At 41.5% G+C, this 22,742-nt stretch carries 21 protein-coding genes and 2 tRNA genes; 17 read left to right on the forward strand and 6 right to left on the reverse strand.

What is annotated here, in order from left to right:
• Window positions 1-11: 11 nt before the first annotated feature.
• Both uvrB and QUD85_RS08740 read right to left on the reverse strand, forming a co-directional pair.
• A complete protein-coding gene (gene uvrB / locus QUD85_RS08735) occupies window positions 12-2,012 on the reverse strand; it encodes an excinuclease ABC subunit UvrB (protein ID WP_093329457.1) in 2,001 nt (666 codons plus the stop codon).
• A complete protein-coding gene (locus QUD85_RS08740; RefSeq protein WP_093329455.1) occupies window positions 2,009-3,385 on the reverse strand; it encodes an MATE family efflux transporter in 1,377 nt (458 codons plus the stop codon). The genes uvrB and QUD85_RS08740 overlap by 4 nt, the downstream gene beginning before the upstream one ends.
• A 534-nt stretch (window positions 3,386-3,919) precedes the next feature.
• On the opposite strand from QUD85_RS08740, the gene QUD85_RS08745 reads away from it, so the two are divergent.
• The 3 genes from QUD85_RS08745 (at window position 3,920) to QUD85_RS08755 (ending at window position 5,703) form a co-directional block, all read left to right on the forward strand.
• Window positions 3,920-3,995, forward strand: a tRNA-Asn gene (locus tag QUD85_RS08745).
• Window positions 3,996-4,038: 43 nt separating this feature from the next.
• Window positions 4,039-4,114 (forward strand) — tRNA-Asn (locus QUD85_RS08750).
• A 503-nt stretch (window positions 4,115-4,617) separates the two neighbouring features.
• A complete protein-coding gene (locus tag QUD85_RS08755; RefSeq protein ID WP_093329453.1) occupies window positions 4,618-5,703 on the forward strand; it encodes an energy transducer TonB in 1,086 nt (361 codons plus the stop codon).
• A 34-nt stretch (window positions 5,704-5,737) separates the two neighbouring features.
• Here the strand turns inward: QUD85_RS08755 and QUD85_RS08760 are convergent, their stop codons facing one another.
• Window positions 5,738-7,075 (reverse strand): IS4 family transposase, encoded by a 1,338-nt coding sequence (locus QUD85_RS08760; protein ID WP_093332494.1) that lies wholly within the window; start codon window positions 7,073-7,075, stop codon window positions 5,738-5,740.
• Between the two features lie 123 nt (window positions 7,076-7,198).
• The gene (locus QUD85_RS08765) at window positions 7,199-8,869 is read right to left on the reverse strand and encodes a M28 family metallopeptidase (RefSeq protein ID WP_407705059.1); all 1,671 of its coding nucleotides are present in this window, start codon (window positions 8,867-8,869) and stop codon (window positions 7,199-7,201) included.
• 172 nt (window positions 8,870-9,041) lie between these two features.
• Here QUD85_RS08765 and QUD85_RS08770 point away from each other — a divergent pair, with 172 nt between their 5' ends.
• Window positions 9,042-9,659 (forward strand): LysE family translocator, encoded by a 618-nt coding sequence (locus QUD85_RS08770; protein ID WP_093331749.1) that lies wholly within the window; start codon window positions 9,042-9,044, stop codon window positions 9,657-9,659.
• Here the strand turns inward: QUD85_RS08770 and QUD85_RS08775 are convergent.
• Entirely contained in the window at window positions 9,656-10,123 is a 468-nt protein-coding gene (locus QUD85_RS08775; RefSeq protein ID WP_093331735.1) for a hypothetical protein, read from the reverse strand. The genes QUD85_RS08770 and QUD85_RS08775 overlap by 4 nt on opposite strands.
• 227 nt (window positions 10,124-10,350) lie before the next feature.
• Between QUD85_RS08775 and ccoN the strand changes: the two genes are divergently transcribed.
• The 13 genes from ccoN to QUD85_RS08840 all read left to right on the forward strand — a co-directional run bounded on the left by ccoN (window position 10,351) and on the right by QUD85_RS08840 (window position 22,390).
• Window positions 10,351-11,775: a cytochrome-c oxidase, cbb3-type subunit I gene (ccoN, locus tag QUD85_RS08780; RefSeq protein WP_093331732.1), complete on the forward strand. Its 1,425-nt coding sequence runs from the start codon at window positions 10,351-10,353 to the stop codon at window positions 11,773-11,775.
• Window positions 11,776-11,786: 11 nt separating this feature from the next.
• Window positions 11,787-12,431, forward strand: coding sequence for a cytochrome-c oxidase, cbb3-type subunit II (gene ccoO / locus QUD85_RS08785; protein ID WP_093331729.1), 645 nt, complete (start codon window positions 11,787-11,789; stop codon window positions 12,429-12,431).
• Window positions 12,432-12,436: 5 nt separating this feature from the next.
• Window positions 12,437-12,616, forward strand: a complete 180-nt coding sequence (locus QUD85_RS08790) for a cbb3-type cytochrome oxidase subunit 3 (RefSeq protein ID WP_093331727.1) — start codon at window positions 12,437-12,439, stop codon at window positions 12,614-12,616.
• Window positions 12,609-13,580 carry a cytochrome-c oxidase, cbb3-type subunit III gene (gene ccoP, locus QUD85_RS08795; protein WP_093331724.1) on the forward strand — a complete coding sequence of 324 codons (972 nt, stop codon included), beginning with the start codon at window positions 12,609-12,611 and terminating at the stop codon, window positions 13,578-13,580. Before QUD85_RS08790 ends, ccoP begins: the two co-directional genes overlap by 8 nt.
• A gap of 126 nt (window positions 13,581-13,706) precedes the next feature.
• Window positions 13,707-14,201, forward strand: coding sequence for a FixH family protein (locus QUD85_RS08800; RefSeq protein WP_093331722.1), 495 nt, complete (start codon window positions 13,707-13,709; stop codon window positions 14,199-14,201).
• Window positions 14,202-14,215: 14 nt separating this feature from the next.
• Window positions 14,216-16,588: a heavy metal translocating P-type ATPase gene (locus QUD85_RS08805; protein ID WP_093331719.1), complete on the forward strand. Its 2,373-nt coding sequence runs from the start codon at window positions 14,216-14,218 to the stop codon at window positions 16,586-16,588.
• Entirely contained in the window at window positions 16,585-16,788 is a 204-nt protein-coding gene (gene ccoS / locus QUD85_RS08810) for a cbb3-type cytochrome oxidase assembly protein CcoS (RefSeq protein ID WP_093331717.1), read from the forward strand. Before QUD85_RS08805 ends, ccoS begins: the two co-directional genes overlap by 4 nt.
• A complete protein-coding gene (locus tag QUD85_RS08815) occupies window positions 16,778-17,437 on the forward strand; it encodes a sulfite exporter TauE/SafE family protein (protein ID WP_093331714.1) in 660 nt (219 codons plus the stop codon). Before ccoS ends, QUD85_RS08815 begins: the two co-directional genes overlap by 11 nt.
• A 43-nt stretch (window positions 17,438-17,480) precedes the next feature.
• The gene (fnr, locus tag QUD85_RS08820) at window positions 17,481-18,200 is read left to right on the forward strand and encodes a fumarate/nitrate reduction transcriptional regulator Fnr (protein ID WP_093331711.1); all 720 of its coding nucleotides are present in this window, start codon (window positions 17,481-17,483) and stop codon (window positions 18,198-18,200) included.
• A gap of 113 nt (window positions 18,201-18,313) precedes the next feature.
• The gene (gene uspE, locus QUD85_RS08825; protein ID WP_093331709.1) at window positions 18,314-19,240 is read left to right on the forward strand and encodes a universal stress protein UspE; all 927 of its coding nucleotides are present in this window, start codon (window positions 18,314-18,316) and stop codon (window positions 19,238-19,240) included.
• A 136-nt stretch (window positions 19,241-19,376) separates the two neighbouring features.
• A complete protein-coding gene (gene ttcA / locus QUD85_RS08830) occupies window positions 19,377-20,288 on the forward strand; it encodes a tRNA 2-thiocytidine(32) synthetase TtcA (protein ID WP_093331706.1) in 912 nt (303 codons plus the stop codon).
• Window positions 20,289-20,328: 40 nt separating this feature from the next.
• Window positions 20,329-21,621 (forward strand): NCS2 family permease, encoded by a 1,293-nt coding sequence (locus QUD85_RS08835; protein WP_093331702.1) that lies wholly within the window; start codon window positions 20,329-20,331, stop codon window positions 21,619-21,621.
• Window positions 21,622-21,628: 7 nt separating this feature from the next.
• The gene (locus QUD85_RS08840) at window positions 21,629-22,390 is read left to right on the forward strand and encodes an outer membrane protein OmpK (protein ID WP_093331700.1); all 762 of its coding nucleotides are present in this window, start codon (window positions 21,629-21,631) and stop codon (window positions 22,388-22,390) included.
• A 49-nt stretch (window positions 22,391-22,439) separates the two neighbouring features.
• Here QUD85_RS08840 and QUD85_RS08845 read toward each other — a convergent pair whose 3' ends face one another.
• Complete coding sequence (locus QUD85_RS08845; protein WP_093331698.1) at window positions 22,440-22,736, reverse strand: ComEA family DNA-binding protein; 297 nt, start codon at window positions 22,734-22,736, stop codon at window positions 22,440-22,442.
• Between the last annotated feature and the right edge of the window lie 6 nt (window positions 22,737-22,742).

Raw genomic sequence — 22,742 nt, forward strand, 5'->3', positions numbered from 1 at the left:
TTCTTTATCTGCTAAGTCAGTAGTTGTTGATCTCTTAGTTTTGCTATCTCATCACGCACTGCAGCCGCTTCTTCAAATTCGAGGTTTTGCGCGTGATTAAGCATTTTCTCTTCAAGGCCTTTCACTTTCTCGTCAATTTCTTGTGTTGAAAGCGTTGCATACTGAGCCTGCTTATCAGCGACCTTCTTCGCCACCACGGCATCGACAACATCGCCGCCCACATCCATGACGTCGGTAATTTTTCTAACAACGCCTTTTGGCGTAATGCCATTTGCTTTATTAAACGCTTCTTGCTTTTCTCTACGACGATTGGTTTCGTCTATCGCACTTCGCATCGAGCGAGTGATGGTATCAGCATATAAAATCGCTTTACCATTAACGTTACGCGCTGCCCTACCAATGGTTTGAATCAAGGATCTGACAGAACGTAAAAATCCTTCTTTGTCAGCATCTAAAATAGCCACTAATGACACCTCTGGCATATCTAAACCTTCTCGCAAAAGGTTAATACCAACAAGTACATCAAATTTACCCATACGAAAATCACGAATAATTTCCATACGCTCGACAGTATCAACATCTGAATGTAGGTAACGCGTTTTTACGCTGTGTTCGTCAAGATAATCGGTAAGATCTTCTGCCATACGTTTAGTTAACGTAGTTGCTAGTACCCTTTCACCAATGGCAATACGCTTGCGAATTTCCGACAGCAAATCATCCACTTGTGTATCAACCGGTCTTACTTCAATTTCAGGATCAAGCAAACCTGTTGGACGCACGACTTGTTCAGCTACATCACCCGCCGATTTATCAAGTTCATAATCACTTGGTGTCGCTGAAACATAAATCGTTTGCGGCGATATAGCTTCAAATTCTTCAAACTTCATTGGTCTGTTGTCCAATGCTGAAGGTAGGCGAAAACCATATTCAACGAGGTTTTCTTTACGTGATCTGTCACCTTTATACATGGCACCAATTTGCGGCACCGTGACATGTGATTCATCGATAATCAACAAACCGTCGTGAGGCAGATAGTCAAACAAGGTCGGTGGCGCTTCACCTGGGCCTCTGCCAGATAAATAGCGCGAATAGTTTTCGATACCAGAGCAGTAACCTAACTCTACCATCATTTCAATATCAAACTGTGTGCGCTGCACAATGCGTTGCTCTTCAATGAGCTTATTGTTGTCTTTAAGCTGTTTGGCACGCTCTTTTAGTTCGACCTTTATATTTTCAACCGCTGATAAAATTGTTTCTCTTGGCGTCGCATAGTGTGTTTTTGGATACACAGTTACACGAGCTAAATTGCGCTCTACACTGCCTGTAAGTGGATCAAATTCGCTTATCTTTTCGACTTCTTCATCAAATAGCTCAACACGAAGCGCAAGTTTGTCAGATTCAGCCGGGAATATATCGATAACATCACCGCGCACACGATAAGTTGCACGTTGAAAGGCTACGTCATTTCGAGTGTATTGTAATTCTGCAAGTCGTCTTAATACATCGCGCTGATTTATGATATCGCCCACTCTCAGGTGCAACATCATTTTCAAGTAGGAATCAGGATCACCTAAACCATAAATCGCTGAAACTGAAGCAACGATGATAACGTCTCTGCGCTCCATCAAGGCTTTCGTTGCCGACAAGCGCATTTGTTCGATGTGATCGTTTATCGACGCATCTTTTTCGATAAAGGTATCCGTCGTTGGCACATAAGCTTCTGGCTGATAGTAGTCGTAGTAGGACACAAAGTACTCTACCGAATTGTTAGGAAAAAATTCCTTCATCTCGCCATATAGCTGAGCAGCTAGCGTTTTGTTTGGCGCTAACATTAACGTTGGGCGATTAAGCTTTTCTATTACGTTAGCCATGGTAAATGTTTTACCAGAGCCAGTAACACCAAGTAGTGTTTGATGCGCTAACCCAGATTCAATACCATCTAATAGCTTTTCGATGGCCTGAGGTTGATCGCCCGCAGGTTTATAGTCTGAAACTAAGGTGAGGTATTTCATGACTGTTCAACCTCCTCTGCTGTTTTAAAATCGCCCTTAAACTGTTTAACAAACAAGCCATAAGAAATAAATGCCATAACAAAATTGCCCAATAAAGCGCCGACGAAAAAGCCCTCAAGGTCATAGAGCAGGCTGCCAATGTAGGCTAGCGGCACATAGCAGACAAACAAACGAATAATACTTAACACCAAGGCAACCATTGGTTTGTGTAAAGCATTGAAAGACGAATTGGTTAAAATAATAATGCCTTGCAGGCCGTATCCTAATGGCAAAATCCAAATAAACAGCTTAATAATGTCTGCAACAGCATCTTCTTTGGCAAAAGCCATAGCAATAAGTGGCGCGATTGCGACTAAAATCACATAGATAAGCACTTGCCACACCATGACAAACTTAGCCGATGTTTTATAGCCTTCTTCTACACGTTGCATTTTTCCCGCGCCAAAATTTTGGCTAATAAAAGGTGGCAGTGTCATCGACATAGCTAGTACAACTAAGCAAGCTATCGATTCAATTCGTGACCCTACACCAAAGGCTGCCACAGCAGCTTCACCATAGGTTGCAACAATAGCGGTAAGCACAGCCGCCGCAATTGGCGTAAGCATATTGGCACCAGCGGCGGGTAAACCAATACGTAAAATTTCACGTGAAGAAGTAACAAATCGATCAAACGGCAACCATTTAGGATCTAGCAGTTTTCTTTGGCGAATAAGAATATCTAACACCAAAATCAGACCAAACATCCATGAAATAAGCGTGGCAATCGCAGCTCCCTTTATGCCCATAGCTGGCACAGGGCCAAAGCCAAAAATTAAAATGGGATCTAGAATGGCATTAATCAGCCCCGCTCCGCCCATAATGATACTTGGCGTTTTGGTATCACCTGATGCGCGCAGCACAGCATTACCTATCATCGGCCCAATCAGGCAAATACTACCTAAATACCACACATCCATATACTGATGAATCAGCGGTAACAATTCTTCTGACGCGCCCAGCATCAAGAACATTTCATCTTCGTATAAATAACCGAACAACGACAAAATACCAACGATTACACCTGTGATTAACATCGCGGTAAACGCAGCATCTTTAGCGGTGCAATCATCTTTTTTACCAAGCGCTCTGGCAATGACTGCTGAGGTACCGATACCCAGGCCAATGGTTAAACTAAGCACAGTAAAGGTGACAGGAAAAGTAAAACTAATTGCGGCTAAGGGTTGAGTTCCCAATAAACTAACGAAAAAGGTATCAACCAAATTAAATGTCATTAAAAGAATCATGCCCATGATCATTGGGATGGTCATTTTCTTTAATGTTGGCGCGACCGGATCGTTAAGCAAATCAATTTGGCGTTTATGGGATGTGGTCATTAAATAAAACTAGTGCTGTTATTAGAACGAATATTGTAAAAGATACTGCGACGACTAGCTAACTTTCAATTAAATTTAATTATATTTTTTAGTTTTTATTCGTGTATTCCTTATTTGTAAAAATTATGTACCAACAAGCGTCCATTTTGTACACAATTCCAATTAAATGCTCGATGTTGTGTGATTTTTGATCTGCATGCTCACAGAAAGACCAATAAACACGCTAACTATATGTTTTTATTACATTTAAACTATTAAGGCTATTGTTTGATCAGTTTGCTAACTTGTTGATTTTAGTGGGCTAACCAAGGTTACTGAATAACAACTCACACACTTATCCACAACTTTGGTGGATAAGTCTCTCTTCTGTAAGATAAAGTCCATTATTTCACTTAAATTGCGTCTTTTTACATCAAGCTGACGGTTAAATAAGCAAACGAATTATTATTTAAAAAATTTCGCATTTTAGTGTTGACAGTAAGACAGGCTATCTATAATATTCCGCCCCGTTAGCGAGGTAGCTCGCGAAACTACTCCCCAGTAGCTCAGTTGGTAGAGCGACGGACTGTTAATCCGTGTGTCACTGGTTCAAGCCCAGTCTGGGGAGCCACTTTTAAAAATAAGACGTGTTATACTTATTCACGACTTGTTATTCCCCAATAGCTCAGTTGGTAGAGCGACGGACTGTTAATCCGTGTGTCACTGGTTCAAGCCCAGTTTGGGGAGCCACATACTAAAGCCTGCTTTTTAGCAGGCTTTTTTTATGACCAAACGTAGCTAATCAGGACACACGATATAGGACTGTCGCTCTAAGCGACGGACATATGTCCAGGACGGACGGTATACTTAAAATGCAGGAGCAATTTTCAGTAGTGCTCTTTATAAAAACTTAGCGTGTGTCACTGGTTTAAGCCCCTTGTTTTGGGTCTTAGCGGGAGCCACATACTAAAGCCTGCTTTTTAGCAGGCTTTTTTTATGACCAAACGTAGCTAATCAGGACATCCTTCGTCATAAATTTCGAACATATGACCCGTCATTCCGTGATGTTTTTACACGGAACCTCCCTAACATAAAATGTGCATCCTATTTTTATCCACTCAATACGCGTTTTTACAGCCCGAGATTGCGGCTTTCGCCGCAATGACGATGAATATCTTAAACATTGCAAAAACACTCATTCGCAACGTATACTGATTTGGTAATAAATAATTAATAAGTAAAAGGAATTCAACATGAAACGCCTACTTTTCCCGTTGGCGATATACGGACTTGCATCAAGCCCAATCGCATTCGCCGACGAAGTAAATGAAACACCCAAAAACTTGTCCAAGCTTATCACAAATTTTACTCCAGCTATGCCCTTAGACGAGGGAAGAATACAGCCAAAATATCCGTATGATATGGCGGCACGTGGTAAAGAAGGCTGGGCGAGAGTGAGTTTTGTCGTCAACAAAGAAGGTAAAGTTGAGCACGTTACTGTTGTAGAACACTCTGGAGAAAAAGCCTTTGCAAAGGCTGCTAAATCCGCAATCAAGAAATGGAAATACAAACCAGCAACAGAAAATGGTGAAAAAGTAGATAGTTGTCAAAATCTTGTACAAATGGATTTTAAAATGGACGATGGTGGTGTTAGTTCGTCTTTTCTAAATGAATATAAAAAAGCAACTCAAGCATTATCTGAAAGCGATACAACGTTGGCCAAGCAGCATATAGATGTATTAGTAGGCAAAGAAAAGAAAAGATACTCCGAACAACATTATTTAAATCTTCTGCTGTTGCAATATGGTGCACAAGTTAACGATCAAGCATTACTTACAAAGGCGGCGCTTGATACAGATCATAATAAAAAAGGCGTACCTAAGCCTTACGCAATGTTTATCCTTAATGAAAAACTTACTCACGCCACTGCCGAGAGCAAACTAGACAAGGCTCTACGTTATATCGATGAAATGTCTCAACTAACAGATGATGAAGCCAGATTAAATGGGATAAACAAAGCGGAAACCAAGATATTGGCATTGATAGAAAGCGATAAAATCATTGGTGTGAAAGGAGAAACCAATAATAACTCAACATGGTGGCATACACCTGTTCGAAATCAATTCTCAATTATCGAAAACACTCACGACATCCATAAATTAGATATTCGTTGCGAAAACAATTGGAGCACTTATTCGTTTACCAAAGAATCTAGTTGGAAAATTCCATCATCTTGGCACGGGTGCCAGGTATTGGTTTACACAGAGCCCAATGCTACGTTTACCTTTGTGGAGCATCCTTACAGCAACCCAGAAACACAAGCAAAAGTATCAAATTAAAGTAATAAAAAGCCCGCTTAATGCGCAATGCTGTTCACTTTAGTGGAGCAGCATTGCGATTAATTGGATAACGGGTCTTTGATATCTTTACCGCCCTAGGTCTTGATGGCCTAGGGCGGTTTTCTTTGAAGAGCATGGTCAAGTCACCTCGAAGCTGAGCTAATCGTTTTGGTGTATTACCAGGTGATAGCGCTTTTGCCATCACTTTCAATTGACTGGCGATGAACTGGCAAGCATATTTGAAACTAATTTCGTTAGGAGCTCTTTGATGAGAAACGGCCGCTTGACTAGCTTCTCTTCGAACAAGGTTGTAACCCAGCACAAGTCCCCATAACTCTTGATATACAAGATCAACTGTTTTGCTTCTAAGGGTGATCGCATTGTGTTGCATTGATGATTTGATGTCTCGGTAACCTAGCTCAATTTCCCAACGCTCATGGTATAACTCGGCAACATCTTGAGCGTTGTATTTATCACGAGGTAATGATGTGAATACCGTTTTTACTTTGCCAGCAACTTCATACGTTACAGCCCTAACTTTCCAAGTTTCCGGTAAGTCAGGATTCTTCTTTCTTGCCTGAGGGGAGACCTTCATCTCGACCAATTGGTCATTACTTTCTTGCTTGTCGAGCAGCGTGTACTTTAAACCTTTTCTTGCGGGAATAAGCCAATGACTGTTGTCTCCCAGTTTGTTTATACCCAGAAGTAGCTCTGCGCTATAGAAACCTTTGTCTAGTAGGGTAACTGAGTTATCTGGCAACTTATCCATGAACCCCTTTGCGAGAGGAATTTCACCTTTTCGATAAGGGCTTATATCGCCATCAACAATCACATGAGAGCGAACATTCATTAGCGTCACGAGCCTTAACATAGGAAATGGCGTTTGCCGATTTGTGCTCGTATTTCCAGAGCCGAAATGCTCACGTAATTCAGGCGTATCATTTGTGCGAAATAAAGCCCCATCAACAGCAAAAACCTGAAGGCCGTGCCAAGTGTCACCTGGGTAACGCTCTAATCCCCATTGGTTGCTGCATTGCCTAAATAGCCATGCCATCGATTCAGAGCCAAGACGTTTTCTCGCTTCGGTTAATGCACTTTTAGCTAAAAGTTTTTCATCAGCTAAGCCTTCAGCACATATGTTCATACGCCTTGCTACTTCAGCAATCGGTTCGTTTCTAAAAAATGCCATACCAACTACCAACCAAAGCACCATATCACTGGGCAAACGCCGTCTTCGGATTGTAGCTTTGGCTGACAACCCTGTCGCTTGATAAACCCAATCGTCAGGAATGTGCTCACAAAAGGTGGTTAACTTGGCAATATCTACTGGGGATTCTTCGATAAAATCGTGAAACTGGGTGAAGGCAGGCATAAAAAAATCCGTAATCAGAAAACTGACTACGGATTTTGCACGATCATTTGGATCGGTCAACTGATCACATTCTTAATAGATCAGCATTGCGCTTAATGCGGGCTTTTTTAATTTTAACTCGAGCTATTTCATCATCGCATCGCGAGCGGCTTTAAACTCTGTGCCTTCTCGCCAATTTGGCCAGCTATCACCGTCGGCTAATATTAAGCCTGTTTCAAAGAACAATTGTAGTTCTTGAATCATACCTGCCCAGCCAAAGTCTTCACTATATTCATCACACGCTTGATGGTAGCACTGTGACTTTAATGCAGTCATTTGCTCTGCAATTTTAGCTTCTTCTACATTTAACGGTGTTAAACCACCACCCGCACTTAACGCTGGCACACCTTTTAGCGCAAGACTAAAATGGTCGCTACGATAATAATAGCCGCGCTCTGGAGTAGGCTCTGGAGAAAGCGTTCTATTTTGGCGCTTAGCTGCCTGTGCTAGCGCGATTTCCAGCTCTGATTTACCAAAACCAACCACTGAAATATCTTTTTTCATGCCGCTAATGCTTAAGCTATCCATATTGATCAAGCCTACAATTTTATTTAGCGGCATTGTTGGATTGCTTGCAAAGTAGCGAGAGCCCAGTCTGCCCTGCTCTTCAGCTGTTACCGCAATAAAGGTAACTGAGCGTTTAGGTGCTTTTTCTAGTTGCTTATACGCGTTTGCAATATGCACTAAACCGGCTGTACCAGTGGCATTGTCATGGGCACCGTTAAACACCACTTTTTTACCATCAATCACTGTTTCACCTAAGTGATCCCAATGACCCATGTAAATAATATGTTCATCCGGTTTCTCACTACCCTTAATCGTGGCAATGACATTATCTGACACAGAAGATTCAACGTTGTTTTCAATACTAATAGATGCAGTATTCTTTAAGTCAATTGCCTTGAAATCTTTTGCTAAGGCTTGCTTTTTCGCGTCATAAAAATCAACGCCTGCTTTTGCAAATAAGGCTTTTGCTTTTTCAACGCTGATCCACATTTCGACATCTACTGATGGCTCATTGGTTTGCGCTACAGGTAAGTGAAATTGAGGCCCTGTCCAGCTGCTTTCGATGACATTCCAACCGTAACTAGCTGGCGCTGTTTCATGGACAATAATTGCGCCGGCAGCGCCTTGGCGAGCTGCTTCTTCATATTTGTAGGTCCAACGACCATAGTAGGTCATAGTGTTGCCTTCAAATAAGCTTTCCTTTTGTGTGGCATAGCCTGGGTCATTAACCAAAATAACAACTGTTTTACCCTTAACATCAACACCTTGGTAATCGTTCCAATTGTACTCTGGCGCGTTTATACCATAGCCCACAAACACTAATGGCGAATCTTTCAAAGCGATACTTTTTTGGGTTTTACGTGAACTTGCTACGAAGTTTTTAGGGAATTCAAACTCCATATCAGCAATCGTTAGGCTGCTTGTTGGTGTGCTTTCAATTTGCACCATAGATACGGCTTGTGTATAGCTGTCTTTGTTTCCTGGGTCTAGGCCAAGTGCCTTAAAACCACTAACTAAATAATCTACTGTTAGCTTCTCACCTTCGGTAGACGGTGCTCTGCCACCAAACTCGTCAGACGAAAGTAGCTTAACGTCCGCTTTTATGCTGTTTTCATCGAATGAATGATATGCCTTTTCAAAGTCTGTCTCTGCGCCTGCTTGCATGGCAATAGATGAAGACAACAAAGTTAATAGAATGGATTTTTTTATCACGTTTTTAAACTCCACAAATAATGCTGCCGATAACATACCGAGTTTTTGACTTAACCGCCACGTATTAGATGATATTTAATGTAGGTTGATTGTAATCTTTCATTAACTCTGGTTGAAAAGCAGACACAAACAATTAAATAACCTTTCCCCTTTTTCGAATTTTGATACACTGTCGCCGTCCTTATTAATCAATGGTTTTAACTTTGCCGTGTTAGACACCACATTACTGTCACTTTTTGTTCCAACATTTTTCTTGGTGAGCATTTCCCCTGGCATGTGCATGACGTTGGCGCTAACGCTTGGCATGTCTATCGGCGTTAGAAAAACCTTGTGGATGATGGCAGGTGAATTACTGGGTGTGGCAACAGTGGCTATATGTGCCGCGATAGGTGTGGCAGGTATTGTTTCGAAATGGCCACAATTGTTTATTGTGTTAAAAATTGTTGGCGCAGCCTACCTTTCATACATTGGTATTGCGATGTTAAGAGCACGCCAAGGTATTGTGATCAGCGATCCGTCTAAACAAACAGATATCTCACGTATAGGGCTATTTAATCAGGGGTTAATTACCGCCCTATCCAATCCTAAAGGCTGGATTTTCATGATTAGTCTATTGCCGCCTTTTATTAATCCCGAACTTCAGTTTGCGCCTCAACTGGCAGCGCTAATTGTTATAATTCTTATCAGTGAATTAATATGCATGCTTATCTACGCCAACGGTGGTAAAACGCTTGGTCGTTTGCTTAAAAATAAAGGTGATTTAGTGATAAATAGAATCGCGGGTAGCCTTATGTTACTGGTTGCGATTTGGCTATTATTTACTTAACGATTGCGACTTTCAAAGGTAAAACTAGTTGATTCGATGTTGCCCTCACTGTCTTTGGCTTCTAGCACAATACGCCACACCATAATAGGTTCGCTACAACTGCCAAATAGGCCTTCAGCCTGCCAAGATTGGCTGTTGTTATCGTAGCTGAAAAAGAGTGGAATTTTGCCCATAAACATGGTTTCACCTTCAATATAGGCTGTTAGCGTAGAAAATTTACTTTTTTCTTCGCCGCTAATACTCAGTACAAAAGGTTGTTCCGGTGTTAATTTTTCCACATTGAATGCCACAGCATAATTGACATTGAACAAGGAAATTGTGCATTGAGATTGGCTGTCGATACAGATCGGCGTATCGAGATATTTTTGCGAATTATTCTGTTTATCACTACAAGCTATGGAAAAGAGGCAAAAAAGTGCAATTAATGACCACTTTTTAACCAAAGCAGTCCTTTCTAAGCGCATATTTTTCCTATCTTTATTCAATTTTTGAACAATCATTGATCTAAAACAAATTTCCCACTTTTTGTAATGACATTATGTAACAAAGTCCTTATCATATGCACCCGATTATATATTGGTCCGTGAATTTTCTAAATTTTACGCTATAAATACAAGATAAGGGTAAATTTTTGCTCAGGGACTAATGAGTAAGTATATTTAATAATAATCATAACTGCGGAAGCCAAAACATGAGTCAAACAAATACGTCAGCAGTAGACTACAACATGAATGTTGTACGTCAATTCACTGTAATGACTGTGATCTGGGGATTCGTTGGTACCTTGGTTGGTGTAATTATCGCGGCACAATTAGTGTGGCCTGCGTTAAATTTTGACACGCCATGGTTAACGTATTCTCGTCTTCGCCCGTTACATACCAACGCGGTAATTTTTGCATTTGGTACGAGTGCTCTTTTTGCTACGTCCTATTATGTCGTGCAAAGGACCTGTAAAACCACCTTGTTCGGTGGTCCATTAGCAAGTTTCACCTTCTGGGGTTGGCAGCTTGTTATTGTACTAGCGGCAATCACCTTACCTTTAGGTTACACGTCCAGTAAAGAGTATGCTGAATTAGAGTGGCCAATCGATATTCTAATTGCGGTTGTATGGGTATCCTACGCCATCGTGTTCTTTGGCACGATCGTTAAGCGTAAGACGTCACACATTTATGTAGCCAACTGGTTCTTTGGTGGATTCATTATTACTGTTGCTGTATTGCATATCGGTAACTCAATGGCTATCCCTGTTTCCTTTATGAAATCTTACTCACTATACTCCGGTGCCATCGATGCGATGATGCAGTGGTGGTATGGTCACAATGCGGTTGGATTCCTATTAACTGCTGGTTTCTTGGGTATGATGTACTACTTCGTACCGAAGCAAGCTGAGCGCCCAGTTTATTCTTATCGTTTGTCTATTGTTCACTTTTGGGCATTAGTATCATTATACATTTGGGCTGGTCCTCACCACCTTCACTACACTGCTCTACCTGATTGGGCACAAAGTTTAGGTATGGTTATGTCAGTCGTATTATTCCTACCATCTTGGGGTGGTATGATTAACGGTATCATGACGTTATCAGGTGCATGGCACAAACTAAGAACAGACCCTATTCTTCGTTTCCTTATTGTTTCATTGTCTTTCTACGGTATGTCTACCTTTGAAGGCCCAATGATGGCAATTAAATCGGTAAACGCGCTTTCTCACTACACTGACTGGACTATCGGCCACGTACACTCTGGTGCTTTAGGTTGGGTAGCGATGATTTCTATCGGTGCGCTTTACCACTTAATTCCTGTACTGTTCAATCAAGAGCGCATGTACAGCATTAGATTAATCAATATTCACTTCTGGATTCATACAGCGGGTATCGTGTTATATATCGTTGCAATGTGGATTTCAGGTGTAATGCAAGGCTTGATGTGGCGTGCGGTTAACACCGACGGTACGTTAACTTATAGCTTTGTTGAAAGCTTACAAGCGTCATATCCGTTCTACTTTATGCGCTTTGTTGGCGGTGTATTAGTTGTTGCAGGTTTTGTACTTATGGCTTACAACATGTTTAAAACCATTCAAGCGGAAAGCAATAGCTTGAAGCGCGAAGAACTAGCATAAGGAGACGACACATGACAAATAAACATGAAAAAGTCGAACAAAATGTAGGCTGGTTCTTCATCGTTACAATCCTAGCAATCAGTATCGGTGGCTTGGTTGAAATAACGCCGTTGTTTTTCCAAAAAGAAACAACACAACCAGTTGATAACCTGCGCCCATACACGGCATTAGAGATGGAAGGACGCGATATATACATTCGTGAAGGCTGTAACACTTGTCATAGCCAAATGATTCGTCCATTCCGTGCTGAAACTGAGCGTTATGGTCACTATAGTGTTGCTGGTGAGCATGTTTGGGAACATCCATTCTTATGGGGTTCTAAGCGTACTGGACCAGACTTAGCGCGTGTAGGTGGTCGTTATAGTGACGATTGGCACCGTGCTCACTTAATTAATCCAAGAGATGTGGTACCTGAGTCAAATATGCCAGGATTTCCATGGTTAGAAGAGAACACCTTAGACGGCGAACTAATTGCTGACAAAATGGAAGTGTTCAACATGCTAACGAAGAACCGTAGCCATAAAGATGCTGACGGTAATCCGATTCCGCTTTACTCCGCGGAAGACATCAAAAACGCTAAGGCGGCAGTAAAAGGCAAAACCGAAATGGAAGCCCTTATTGCTTACTTACAATCATTGGGTCATGCCCTTAAGTAGGCGCTATGGATTACGGTACGCTAAGAGGGTTAATTGCCCTACTAATATTGGCTTTATTTATCATCATTGTGGTGTGGGCTTACAGCAAGAATCGTAAAAAAGATTTCGACGAAGCTGCTAATTCTATTTTAGAAGACGACCACAAAGACGACACTAACAAACAGGAGACTAATAATAATGTCTAGCTTCTGGAGTATATGGATAACGGTTCTGACACTAGGTACCTTAATTGGCTGTGTAGTATTACTACGCTGGTGTCTTAAGAACTTTACTGATGTCCCTGAAGGCGAATCAATGGGACATGAATTCGACGGCATTGAAGAATTGAACAACCCACTACCGAAATGGTGGAGTACGTTCTTCTTGTTGACCGTGATTTGGGGTTTTGCTTACTTACTTTTCTACCCAGGTTTAGGTAACTGGAAAGGCTTATTTGGCTGGACAAGTTCAAACCAAGGTATTGTCAGTATTGAAGATTCTCGCGCTAAAACGCTTGAGAACAAAGAAGCAGGCATGCTCGTTCAATATGATAGAGAAGTAGAATCTGCAAATGCTAAGTACGGTCCTATTTTCGCTGCATTTTCATCTCGCACCATCGAAGATCTTGCGACAGATGAAGAAGCATTAAAAATTGGTCAACGTTTGTTTTTACAAAACTGTGCACAATGTCATGGTTCAAATGCGAAAGGTACAACGGGCTTCCCTGACCTAACTGATAACGATTGGTTGTATGGCGGCTCACCTGAAGACATCAAAGCGTCATTAATTTACGGCCGTCAAGCACAAGGCATGATGGCATGGGATGTTGCGCTTGGCGGTGAACAAGGTGTTAAAGACGTTGCAGCGTACGTATTGAGCTTAAGTGGCCGTGAAGCGAAAGAAGGTAACGTGGATACTGGTAAGGAGAAGTTTGCCGTATGTGCTGCGTGTCACGGTAATGAAGGCCAAGGTAGCCACGCTATGGGGCTAGCTTTGGGTGCTCCAGCGCTTAACGACAATATCTGGTTATACGGCGGTTCAGAAAAGGCTGTTCAAGAGTCTATTCGTAATGGACGCGCTGGTGTAATGCCTGCATGGTTAAACATTTTAGGTGAAGAAAAGATTCACGTGATAAGTGCTTACGTTTATAGCTTGTCGCAAGAAGATTAATCACTAAATTTACGCATAAAAGCCTTGTAGTGATACAAGGCTTTTTTATGCACGAACAAATATCTTTAACGCAATAAAATCGGTATAATTACCCTGTTTTATTCACGAATACCTTAAGTAGCACATATGAAAACTAGATGGTATCAAGAGCCTATGGCTTGGCTCGTATTTTTCCTTCCTTTCTCTGCCGTTGTAGCAGGTATTACTACATTTATTATCGCTAATACCGATCCTGATGACCTTGTGGTGGGCGACTACTACAAAAAAGGCAAAGCGATTAACTTAGAGTTTGGTAAGGTTAAACAAGCTGAGAAACTTGGTATTCGTTTTGGTTTACGTTTTAAAGACAATGAGCTAGTTATTAAGCCAACAGGCATCGAAAAGAAGTTTCCTGTACTCAACGTAAACTTTTACCACCCTACACTGGCTGAACACGACTTTTCATTAATTTTAACGCCTGACGGCAACGGCTTTTTTAGATCGCAATTAGAAAATGACGTGCGCGGAAAATGGAAAATCACCATTACTCCGTTTGAGAATCATTGGAAAATTCAAAATACTATTTCATTGCCTCAGTCTGAGTTTATCGATATTTACCCAAAACCAAACGAAGCGAACTAAGATAAACGCCTATCATGAGTAGTCACTGTTATCATTGTAATGAGCCTATTCCCGCTGGTTTAGACCTCAGTGTAAACATTGAAGGCACCGAGCAAGCTATGTGTTGTATTGGTTGCCAAGCAGTTGCTCAGACTATTGTCGACAACGACCTTACCGACTTCTATCGTTATCGCACAGAACCTTCTCAAAAGTCCGATCCGTTAGTACCGGAACAATTAGCCAAGAACAAATTGCTTGATGATGAAAGCCTGCAATCAGAGTTCACCTTTACTGAAGGCGATCATAAAGAAACCATTCTGACGGTAGAAGGTATTAGCTGCGCAGCCTGTGCCTGGTTAATAGAAATGCAGCTTTCTAAACTAGACGGTGTAGTAGCGATTTCAGTTAACGCAACCACCCGCCGAGCCAATGTCAGCTGGCAAGAGAGCAAGGTAAAGCTCAGCGAAGTGATTGAAGCAATCGATACGCTCGGTTACACCGCGCTACCGTTTAAAGCAAATCACATTGAAAGCCAAAATAAGCAACAAGCCAAAACCTTTATCCGCCGTTTAGGGGTATCAGGTATCTTGATGATGCAAGTGATGATGATCGCGGTTGGCTTATACTTTGGCGCCTTTTCGGATATGTCCGATACAATGCTTGTCTACTTGCGTTGGACATCAATGCTGTTAACGCTGCCTATCATCGCCTATGGCGCATTCCCCTTCTATTCTGGTGCGTTTCGTGCGTTAAAAGCTAAGCGTTTATCGATGGACGTACCTGTTTCTATTGCCATATTGCTCGCTTATTTCGCCAGTTGCTGGGCGACTATTTCGCAACAAGGCGAAGTTTACTTTGAGTCCGTCTCAATGTTTACATTCTTGCTGCTTATTGGCAAATTTTTGGAGTTTCGCGCAAGAAGTCGAGCGGCTGAAATGTCGGCGAACTTATTAAAACTGATGCCAATGACGGCAACACGAATAATCGATGGCACGGAGCAATATATTCCCGCCAAACGTTTAACAACCGGTGATATGGTATTGGTCAAGCCGGGAGAAACTGTGCCCGCTGATGCTATTATTGTTGAAGGTGAATCTCAGTTAAATGAATCTATGCTCAGTGGTGAGCCACTGCCGGTGAAAAAGCAGCATGGAGAGAAAGTCTTTGCTGGCACGATTAATGGCGATGGCGTATTAACCCTCGAGGTGTTAAATGAAAATAACACGTCGTTTTTAAGCCAATTGATCCGTTTAAGTGAGCGTGCGCAAAATCATAAGCCGAGATTAGCGCAGCTATCGGATAAAATTGCCCAACACTTTGTGGCAATAATACTACTAACTGCAATCGGTACCGCATTTTACTGGTCAACACACGCTCCAGAAGAAGCATTTTGGATAACGCTTTCAGTGCTTGTAGCCACCTGCCCTTGCGCCCTATCTTTAGCAACACCAACCGCGCTAACTTGCGGTACAACGCGATTAAATCGCGAAGGCATTATGGTTAAAGCAGGCCATGTTATTGAAACCATGCCCAAAGTTAACCACGTTGCTTTTGACAAGACTGGCACACTGACAACTGGTGAGTTCACCATTAATACCGTCAAGGTGATTAATGAAGAGTATAGCGAAACACGTTTGTTAGAAATGGCGGCAGCATTAGAAGCTAAATCAGAGCACCCGATTGCAAAGGCATTTAGTAGCCATCGAAACTTTATCGATAAGGTTACTAATGCCAAAGTGCATCCAGGGCAAGGGGTAACAGCTAATTTAGCCGAGAAATCGTTAGCGATTGGTAAACCTGCTTGGCTTGATGCAACAGACTATAGCGACGCACAATGTGTATTAACCATAGACAATGAGTTAGCCGCTGTGTTTTATCTTGCAGACGCCACACGCGAAGATGCAGTTGCGACCATAGATGCATTACAACAAGGTAACATTGATACCACTATTTTATCTGGTGACAGCGCACAAGGCTGTGAGGTAGTGGCAAAGCAACTGTCGATAGACTCGGTCTATTCGAATCAATCAGCCGAGCAAAAAATGAAACAGATTCAGGCGTTTCAACAAAACCAAACACTTGCCATGATTGGTGATGGCGTCAACGATACCCCAGTGTTTGGCGCAGCACATGTTTCTATTGCCATGGGAAGCGGCACGGATGTTGCCAAAAGCGGTGCCGACGTGATTTTTGTTAATAATCACCTCAATGCATTGTTGCGCTTACTTGCTGTCGCGAAGAAAACCAATAACATTATCAAACAAAACTATGGATGGGCATTTGCCTATAATGCCATTGTTCTCCCTTTGGCCGTTATGGGCTATATTACTCCTTATATGGCAGTAATTGGCATGTCGGCAAGTTCGATATTAGTCATTTCAAATTCACTAAGATTGTTAAAGAAATGAGCATAATTTACGTTTTAATACCCATCGCAATATTGCTTACGGCAATAGGCATCTACCTGTTCTTTTGGGCTGTGAAAACTGAGCAGTTTGACGACTTAGAAAAGCAAGGTATGAGTATTTTGTTTGACGATGACAAACCTACCACGCCAAACAAAGAAGATGGAGCGAAGAAGGACGATAAACAGCACGATGACGCTTGATTTATTGTCTGCATTACTTATTGGGTTATTAGGCTCTGGACATTGTTTTGGTATGTGCGGCGCTATAAGCACGAGCCTTGCAGCGGCAAGCGGTGCTAACCAAATTCGCACTGGATTTGCTTACAATGTTGGCCGCATATTGTCTTATACACTGATTGGCGCCATCGTTGGGTTTTCATCTTCTATCGCTGTTTCAAAACTGGGTGTTCCGTTAACCCTGCTACGGTTGTTTTCAGGCTTATTTTTAATTTTTCTTGCTTTGTATTTAATGAAACTGACTTCCGTACTCGTTGTGCTAGAAAAACTAGGGCATGTGTTATGGCGTCATATTCAACCGCTCACTAAAAAGGTGATTCCTGTTGATTCATCTGCCAAAGCGTTGATTTTAGGTATGCTGTGGGGATGGTTGCCTTGCGGACTAGTCTATTCGACCTTAACCTGGTCTATAGCCAGCGGCAGCGCACTTGATGGCGCGCTAATTATGCTTTTCTTTGGTTTAGGTACCCTACCGATGATGTTAAGCCTTTCTTTAGGAGGCGTTACCATTCGACAGTATTTTCAGCATTCGCTGGTAAGAAATATTGCCGCCAGTGCTATTCTTTGTTTCGGTATTTATACCGTTGTCATTGCATCATTTGCGTTGTTTTAATACCATATAAAAAACAAGGTTATTAACAAGGTATTGACGCTTCATGTATAAGCTAAGTTGTAATGCCCAACAACACATTCATTGTCAAAATTGCAGTATTAGCGAGCTTTGCCTGCCATTTACCCTCAATGACAATGAACTTGACGTACTTGATAAAGTCATTGATCGCAAAATGCCTGCTCACAAGGGTGATCATCTCTACAATAGTGGCGACAAAATGAAGTCGCTGTATGCGATTCGCTCTGGTTCATTCAAATCTTTCATTATTGATGAACAGGGTGATGAACAAATTACTGGCTTTCATTTAGCCGGTGATTTACTCGGTTTCGATGCTATAGCCGAAGCTGAACATCCAAGCTTTGCCAAAGCACTAGAAACGGCAATGGTTTGTGAAATACCATATGATACGCTCGATAATCTATCTAACACTATGCCTCGCTTGAAAAAGCAAATCATGCGATTGATGAGCGCAGAGATTAAGTCAGATCAGCACATGATTTCACTGCTAAACAATAAAACAGCAGAGCAAAAGTTAGCCACGTTTATTATTAACTTAAGCGACAGATACAAAGTACGAGGACTGAGCGCTGATAAATTCAGACTGGCGATGACGCGTTCTGATATTGGTAATTATATGGGCTTAACAGTAGAAACCATCAGCCGCTTGTTCAATAAATTTCATAAAAACGGACTGATTTTACTTGAAGGTAAACTGATCACAATCCTAGATAAAGACCAGCTCAAGACAGTTGCAGCACTTTAAACGTGTCTAAATAGAGAGATTTATCTGCTGCAATACTTGATTTAAAACAAAGATTCATCTAATAATTTTAACCATAATAGTTTTAATTTCGCGGTCAATAAACGGAATAAGTTATGGAAAAATATAAAAAAATATTAGTTGTAATCGATCCTTCCACAGACCATCAAAAAGCATTGTTGCGTGCTTTGCAATTAGCAAAAGTTACACAAGCCTCCGTCACCGCATTTGTTTCAATTTTTGATTTTTCATACGAAATGACCACCATGCTTTCGGGTGAAGAGCGAGAATCAATGCGCGCTACTGTATTAAAAGATCGCGAATTATGGCTAAAAGCCATCATTGATAAATGTAATCAAGATAATATCGAAGTAACGACAGAGGTCATTTGGCACAATCGTCCGTTTGAGCCTGTGATTGAACAAGTTATTGAACATGAATTTGATATCGTGATTAAAGGCACGCACGAACATGACAAACTTAAATCAGTGATATTTACACCCACTGATTGGCACCTACTGCGTAAATGCCCTTGCCCTGTGTTACTTGTTAAGGAGCACGATTGGCCAGAAGACGGCAATATAATTGCGTCTATCAATGTTGGTAGTGAAGAAGAGGAACACTTACTACTAAACGATAAAATAACGCAGGAGGCCATCGCCTTTTCAACATTGATCAAAGGCAATGTACATCTAGTCAATTCATATCCGGGTACACCGGTTAACATCGCAATAGAGATACCTGAGTTCAATACTGAGGAATACAACAGCGCGTTAAAGCAACATCATCAACAAGCGATGGATAAGCATGCAAGTAAGTTTTCCATAGCCACCGACAATACACATGTGCGAGAAGGTTTACCTGAAGATGTTATTGATAAAGTAGCGCAAGAATTAGATGCAGAGCTTGTTGTACTAGGCACTATAGGCCGCACGGGTATATCAGCAGCGTTAATCGGCAATACTGCGGAGCACGTTATCGATCGCTTAAATTGTGATGTTTTAGCCTTAAAACCAGTCGGTTATAAATCGCCATTGCAGTAACAATATTGTCACAATAAAGCGAAAACTTGGCAACATTGTCGTCGATTCTTCGGCAAAATGTTTACAATTTTGAAAATAGCGTTGTGTTCAAATAACGCGCTGTTATAATACGCGCGCTTTAATATTTGAGACAAACATGACCACTTTAAGCCCGACACAACAGGCGCAGCTGAAAAAGCTAGAAACACGCCTGAGACGCCAAACTGGACAAGCGATTGCTGAATTCAACATGATTGAAGAAGGCGACAAGGTCATGGTGTGTTTATCGGGTGGAAAAGACAGTTATGGCTTGTTAGCAATATTGTCGTTATTGCAAAAGTCTGCGCCTATCAACTTTTCTTTAGTTGCTGTCAATCTCGATCAGAAACAACCCGGTTTTCCAGAAAACATCTTGCCTGATTATTTAACGAAATTAGGTGTTGAATTTCACATTATCGAAGAAGATACCTACTCGATCGTGAAAGAAAAGATTCCAGAAGGAAAAACTACCTGTAGTTTATGTTCACGTCTGCGTCGCGCCATTTTATATAAGACAGCAAAACAGATAGGTGCAACAAAGATAGCTCTCGGCCATCATCGCGATGATATTATTGAAACCTTGATGCTAAACATGTTTTACGGTGGCAAGCTTAAAGCCATGCCGGCAAAATTAATGTCTGATAACGGTGAACATGTTGTTATTCGTCCCCTCGCCTTTTGTAAGGAAGAAGAGTTAGCGCAATATGCTAACCTTAAGAACTTTCCTATTATTCCTTGCAACCTTTGTGGCTCGCAGCCAAATTTAGAGCGTCAAAATATTAAAGCCATGCTAAAACAGTGGCAACAACAGCATCCAGGTCGACTTGAATCGATGTTTACCGCAACTCGCAATATCGCGCCTTCTCATTTATGCGATAGCAACCTATTTGATTTTAAATCTGTGTCTGCCGAATCAGAAGTAATAAACGGTGGCGATATCGCCTTTGATGCAGAACCAATAAAGCAACACACCGAGATTCACAAAGGTATTGAGCAAGCTAATATGCTTGATATCGTGGAAATAAAATAACAATTATAAAAGCAAAATTTACTAACTTTCGAGAGATATTATGTTTGAGAAACTTTTTCAACTAACAAAAAATAATACGTCGATAAAACAAGAAGTCATTGCCGGTCTAACAACCTTCTTAACTATGGCTTACATTATCTTCGTCAACCCATCAATGCTATCAGCAACCGGTATGGATCAAGGTGCGGTATTTGTAGCGACTTGTTTAGCCGCTGCTATCGGTTGTTTTATTATGGGCTTTTTAGCTAACTACCCTATCGCACTAGCGCCAGGTATGGGTTTAAATGCATTTTTCACTTACACCGTAGTACTTACCATGGGTTATACATGGCAAGTTGCTTTAGGTGCAGTATTCATTTCAGGTACTATTTTCACGCTATTAAGTCTGTTTAAAGTGCGTGAGTGGATCATCAACTCAATCCCACATTCATTGCGCTTTGGTATTGCAGCGGGTATCGGTTTATTCCTAGCCTTCATTGCACTAAAAAATGCAGGTATCGTAGTAGATAACCCTGCGACATTAGTGTCTGTAGGTAACATCACTTCAATTGAAGCGATATTAGCAGCTGTTGGTTTATTTATTATTGTTGGCCTTGCTAACCGCGGCTTTAATTCAGCAATTATCATCTCGATTCTAGCGATCACTTTTATTGCCGTTATCATCGGTAAAGTAGACTATGCGGGTATTGTTTCGATGCCACCAGCAGTTGCACCTACATTTGCTCAACTAGATATTGCTGGTGCCTTTGAAGTAGGCATGATCAGCGTTATTTTTGCCTTCCTATTTGTTGATTTGTTTGACACTTCAGGTACGTTAATCGCTGTTGCTCAAAAGGGTAAATTACTAGACGAATCAGGCAAGCTTCCGCGTTTAGGTAAAGCGCTATTGTCTGACTCAACAGCAACAATGGCTGGTAGTGTATTAGGTACGTCTACCACAACATCTTATGTAGAAAGTACTGCCGGTGTATCAGCAGGCGGTAAAACAGGTTTAACCGCTGTAACAGTTGGTATTCTTTTCCTATTTGCATTGTTCTTCTCACCACTAGCGGGCATGGTTCCGGCATACGCAACAGCAGCGCCGCTTTTCTTTGTAGCTGTGTTGATGCTTGCGGGTCTTGTTAATGTTAAATGGGACGACTTATTAGAAGCTGTGCCAGTAGCGGTAATTTGTATCACAATGCCACTTACCTTCTCTATTGCTCACGGTATTGGCTTTGGTTTCATCGCTTACGCTGCCGTGCGCATTTTTGCAGGCCGCTTCAAGGAAATCAGCCCTAGCGTTGCTGTGCTAGCGTTACTATTTATTGTTAAATTTGCTTTCTTAGGATAATGAGAAAATGTCGTACAAATCTATCTTAAAAACTACAATCGCTTCTACCGTACTTGCTACGTCAGTATCTGCTAATGCAGAAATGTTTTGGAGTGACAACAGCTTAACTGTATTGAAAAATACCTCTGATTTTTCTTTAATCGGTGATGCAGACGTAAACGTATTAACGTTTGAGCACGTATCAGGCCACAACTGGGGTGATGCTTTCTTCTTCATCGACCGTATGACGGTGAAAGACAACACAACAGGCGCAGAATCAAACGAAATCTACGGTGAGTTTTCTCCTCGTTTAAGCATGAGCTATGCGTTTGATACAAAACTTGAAGCGGGTATTTTAAAAGACGTTTACTTTGCGGGTACCTATGAGTTTACTTCTAGCAGCAACGGTTTTGGTTTCGACAACTACCTATACGGTGTAGGCGCAGACTGGAACATCATTAAAGATGGTTACTTCCAAACCAATGTTTTCTATGCAAACAATGAACTTACTGACAATGACGTTCAGTTGACGTTAGTTTGGGGTGTACCTTTCTCTATCGCAAACACAAACTGGATGTTTGACGGTTACACTGATTGGTCTTCTTCTGCAGACGATCACGCAGCTGAACTGCACTTCAACCCACAATTACGTATGGATGTTGGCGCACTTTGGGGCAAGCCAAAATTCTTTGATGCGGGTATCGAGTATAGCTATTGGAAAAACAAATTTGGTTTAGACTTCGCTGACACTGAAAGCGTTGTGAGTGTTATCGCTAAGTTCCACATCTAAACTGTAAAGTTACAAGTTAAAAAGGCAGCCTAGGCTGCCTTTTTTATGCTTACAAGGAAAGCAGCGCCTTGTTATCTGCCAATACCTTCTCACCTATGCCCTTTACTTCTGTTAACTGTGCTAGGGTCTTAAAACCACCAATCTGGCTTCTGTATTGCACAATAGCTTCAGCCTTCTTAACGCCCACGCCTTTTAGCTGAGCAAATTGAGCTGCACTCGCTTTATTTATATTGATCGTTTGCTTGACCGATTGCTGATCTTTGGCAATAGCGGTAAATGCGTGAGAATTGTGTGGAATGGTTGTACATACGATCAAAGCGATCGCTACTAGTGTAGATAGTTTCATTGTTAT

Source organism: Thalassotalea agarivorans, from assembly GCF_030295955.1.
Classification (GTDB): domain Bacteria; phylum Pseudomonadota; class Gammaproteobacteria; order Enterobacterales; family Alteromonadaceae; genus Thalassotalea_D; species Thalassotalea_D agarivorans.